Source organism: Longimicrobium sp. (genome assembly GCF_036554565.1).
Taxonomy (GTDB): Bacteria; Gemmatimonadota; Gemmatimonadetes; order Longimicrobiales; family Longimicrobiaceae; genus Longimicrobium.
The window spans coordinates 1-2,425 of record NZ_DATBNB010000279.1 but is presented as its reverse complement, the minus strand read 5'-3'; the positions used below and the strand labels follow the sequence as shown (position 1 = coordinate 2,425).

The following is a 2,425-nucleotide window of genomic DNA, read 5'->3' as shown; positions in this document are numbered from 1 at the left end:
CGAAGGCGCATCTGCGCGTCACGGATGATTCCGAGGACGAGCTGATCGCGGGGCTCATCACGGCGGCGAGGGAGGTCGTGGAAGGGCGCACCTGGCTCGCCCTCCCCATCCGGACCGTGGAGTACACGACGGACGCGTTCCCGTCGCGCGGGTTCATCGAACTGCCGTATCCCCCGCTCGTGTCGGTGGAGTCGGTTACGTACGTGGACGCCGCCGGGGTGGAGCAGACGCTGGGAGGATCGGTCTATGAGATGGACGCGGCGTCGCGGCCTGGGCGGGTACGGCTGGCGTACGGGCAGTCGTGGCCGGCGGTCCGGCACGGCGGGAGTGTCGTCGTGCGCTACGTCGCCGGGTTCGCCCTCGGCGCGGAGCCAGGTGCCCTCGTGCAGGCGATGCTCCTCCTGATCGGCCAGTTGTACGAGAACCGCGAGAACGGATCGATCCCCGCGGCGGTGCAGTCCATGTGTCGGCTTCACGCCCTCCCCAAGGTGGGGTGATGGCGTTCCGGCAACCCGGCGCGGGGGACCTGCGCCACCGCGTCCTTTTCCAGACGAGCGCAACGGCCCCGGCGCCCGGCGGGGGCAGCTCGACCACATGGACCGACTGGCACACGGCATGGGCGCAGGTGGAGGGGCTGACAGGCGTGGAGCGCATCCAGGCGATGCAGACCGATTCCACGCTGACGCACCGCATCACCGTCCGCCACAACGCGGGGATCAACCCGGGCATGAGGGCGGTGATCGGCGGGAAGGTCTACAACATCGCTCCGCCGGTTGACCCGGAGGGGCGGCGCCGGTGGCTGGTGATGTTGGTCGAGGAGGTGGGCTGATGGCACGCCGATCTGGGGCGCGGATGAAGTCGGTGGACATCTCGGGCATGCCCGAATTGCGCCGCAAGCTGCTGAGGGCTCTGCCGCCTGCCACTCAGACAAGGGTGCGCGAGGCCATCACCGAAACGACTGAGGCCGTCTACACCAAGGCCAAGGCGCGGGTGAAGCGTAGGACCGGGAAGGGCGCGGCGAGCATCCGGCGGAGGGTGAACAAGCAGGGCACGCGCGGCTTCGTGACGCACTCCCGTCGGACTTTTTGGCTCCGGTTTCTGGAGTTCGGCACGCGGAGCCACGGCAAGGGGGGCGGGCCCCTCCCGGCGCAGCCGTGGCTTTACCCGAGCCTCGAAGAAGAGAGCGGTCCGCACGTCGCGCGTCTCCGCCGGGCGATGCAGGCAACCGTGCAGGACGTGGCCGAGTGAGCGCCTGGCCGATTCAGGTCGCGGTCGCTGCGCGATGGCTCGCGACGCCCGCCGTGGTCGCCCTCGTCGGCGACCGGATCTACGACGGGGAGGCGCCGCAGGGCGAGGCGTCCCCTTACGTGGTGATCGGAAACAGCACTGGGGTGCCCCGCAACACGCTGGGGCGGTACGGTGCCACCATGACGCTCACGGCGCACAGCTGGGCGCAGAGCCCAACCCGCAGTAACGCCGAGGTGCTGACGCTGGCACGGCAGCTCACGCTCGCGCTTAGGCAACCGCTGTCCGTGGACGGATACGGGACGGTGCATGCGCGGTGGGAGTTCGAGGAAACGCAGGCAGAGGCGGACGGATGGCGGCAGGCGATCACCCGGTGGCGATTCATCGCGATGGAGGATGCATGACGGACCTGATGGAGCGCATCGCCGAGGCTCTGGAGCGCATCGCCGCCGCGGTCGAGATGGGGGCGCTGCTGCCCGACGCGGAGGAGGACGAGCCCGAGACCGAGACGCGCACGCCGCGCTACCTCGGCAGCGACGAACCCCAGCCCGGAGATCCAGGATGAGCACGCCCAAGAAGGTGCCCGACAACGAGAAGGCGGAGGAGATGAAGTACGAGTCCACCAGCCGTCCGCCCGCCGTCGTGGCTGGGAGCGCGGTGGCGCAGTCCAACGGCGACGCCCCCGAAGCCGCTGCCGAGAAGAAGTCCACCACCGACAACGCGAAAGGCTGAACCATGGCTGCTCCGAACAATCCAGGGCTGTCCCGCGTGCGGATCAGCACCACCAGCGGGGGCGTGTTCACCAACATCGGCTACGTGCGCGACTGGGGGATGGACCGCGGCAGCGAGGGCGGCACCGTCCGCAAGTGGCTCGGCGGACAAGCCCTGATCGCCGGTGATCGCACCCTGTCCGGCGACATCGGCTATGACTGGGACGATGGCGACACCAATGGGCAGTCGATCGCCGAGACGGCGTGGGCCAACGGCAGCGACGTCCATCTCCAGGTGTGCCCCAAGGGGACGGCGGCCGGCGCCAAGGTCTTCCAGTTCGCGGCCAAGATCGACAGCTGCCCCCTCACCGGTGCCGCCGATGGCGAGGCAGTGGAGGGCACCTTCGGCTACACGGGCGACGTCACCACGCTCACCACCATCACCTTGGCCTAACGGTGCTGTGCGACAT

General features: G+C 69.4%; 7 protein-coding genes. All 7 read left to right on the top strand.

All coding sequences use genetic code 11. The features are described from left to right. A partial coding sequence (locus VIB55_RS07510) for a head-tail connector protein (RefSeq protein ID WP_331876054.1) occupies window positions 1-497 on the top strand: 497 nt, incomplete at its 5' end. Then, entirely contained in the window at window positions 497-829 is a 333-nt protein-coding gene (locus VIB55_RS07505) for a phage head closure protein (RefSeq protein WP_331876053.1), read from the top strand. The genes VIB55_RS07510 and VIB55_RS07505, both read left to right, overlap by 1 nt. 23 nt (window positions 830-852) lie before the next feature. Then, on the top strand, window positions 853-1,248 hold the full coding sequence (locus VIB55_RS07500; RefSeq protein ID WP_331876052.1) for a hypothetical protein: 396 nt from the start codon (window positions 853-855) through the stop codon (window positions 1,246-1,248). Beyond that, window positions 1,245-1,649, top strand: a complete 405-nt coding sequence (locus VIB55_RS07495; protein ID WP_331876051.1) for a DUF3168 domain-containing protein — start codon at window positions 1,245-1,247, stop codon at window positions 1,647-1,649. Before VIB55_RS07500 ends, VIB55_RS07495 begins: the two co-directional genes overlap by 4 nt. Next, window positions 1,646-1,810, top strand: coding sequence for a hypothetical protein (locus tag VIB55_RS07490; RefSeq protein WP_331876050.1), 165 nt, complete (start codon window positions 1,646-1,648; stop codon window positions 1,808-1,810). Before VIB55_RS07495 ends, VIB55_RS07490 begins: the two co-directional genes overlap by 4 nt. Further along, the gene (locus VIB55_RS07485; protein WP_331876049.1) at window positions 1,807-1,977 is read left to right on the top strand and encodes a hypothetical protein; all 171 of its coding nucleotides are present in this window, start codon (window positions 1,807-1,809) and stop codon (window positions 1,975-1,977) included. Before VIB55_RS07490 ends, VIB55_RS07485 begins: the two co-directional genes overlap by 4 nt. A 3-nt stretch (window positions 1,978-1,980) precedes the next feature. Then, window positions 1,981-2,409 (top strand): hypothetical protein, encoded by a 429-nt coding sequence (locus VIB55_RS07480; RefSeq protein ID WP_331876048.1) that lies wholly within the window; start codon window positions 1,981-1,983, stop codon window positions 2,407-2,409. Window positions 2,410-2,425: the final 16 nt, after the last annotated feature.

Bases quoted from the DNA above. Each gene is read 5' to 3' on its own strand.
- VIB55_RS07490 (WP_331876050.1), top strand. From the start codon at position 1,646: ATGACGGACCTGATGGAGCGCATCGCCGAGGCTCTGGAGCGCATCGCC.
- VIB55_RS07485 (WP_331876049.1), top strand. From the start codon at position 1,807: ATGAGCACGCCCAAGAAGGTGCCCGACAACGAGAAGGCGGAGGAGATG.
- VIB55_RS07500 (WP_331876052.1), top strand. From the start codon at position 853: ATGAAGTCGGTGGACATCTCGGGCATGCCCGAATTGCGCCGCAAGCTG.
- VIB55_RS07505 (WP_331876053.1), top strand. From the start codon at position 497: ATGGCGTTCCGGCAACCCGGCGCGGGGGACCTGCGCCACCGCGTCCTT.
- VIB55_RS07480 (WP_331876048.1), top strand. From the start codon at position 1,981: ATGGCTGCTCCGAACAATCCAGGGCTGTCCCGCGTGCGGATCAGCACC.